At 46.2% G+C, this 663-nt stretch carries 1 protein-coding gene; it reads right to left on the minus strand.

The window, feature by feature from the left end:
* Positions 1-663, minus strand: a 663-nt coding sequence (locus ACFILO_RS09650; RefSeq protein WP_375648059.1) for a portal protein, incomplete at both ends; no start/stop codon positions are given.

Raw genomic sequence — 663 nt, forward strand, 5'->3', positions numbered from 1 at the left:
TTCAACAAGCGTGACCATCCGACGACCGTTTTCAACATCAATGCTCCCTTCATCACTGTAATAATCAAGATCATTATGGTGAACACCTTCATGAGAGCTCCCATCCCTTGCCCAATCTGCACTCAGCTCTGTCCAATGAGATTTGGGAAACATCTGCTTAGCTACTTCTAACGGCTTGCGGTCTACATACCACAAACGTTGTGCATCGGTTAAATTCGGTTGCACTGCCGCACTATCCCAGACCATTTTTAAAGGATCTAAACGCGTAATGACCGGTTCACCATCGAGGCTGTTCTCATAATCAAGCCGTGTATCAGTCCACCCCATGCCGCAGATAACCGCATCTTGGAAAGCATCACTATCAGCGTATTCTGCATGCGCCATGTCCCGAAACCATTCTGCTGCTCCTGTAAGCAATTCACTTGGCAATGCCTTCCCTATTTGACGAGGAATGAATTGCACTTCTCGCTTATTGTTGCGTTCTGAACCCACAACAGCATTCACAAGCGGAGCAATACGATTAAAAGTCATAACGGGGCGGCGTTGCTTTTTTAACGCCGATAAATCTTCTTCATTCCATTGATCACCATTGTAAAAACCAAAATCCTCCCGCGCATGTTCACGCCATTTGTTCACATGCTCCACATCTTCTTTGTACCAGCT

The organism is Bartonella sp. AP72JLCBS (assembly GCF_042195705.1).
Lineage (GTDB): Bacteria > Pseudomonadota > Alphaproteobacteria > Rhizobiales > Rhizobiaceae > Bartonella.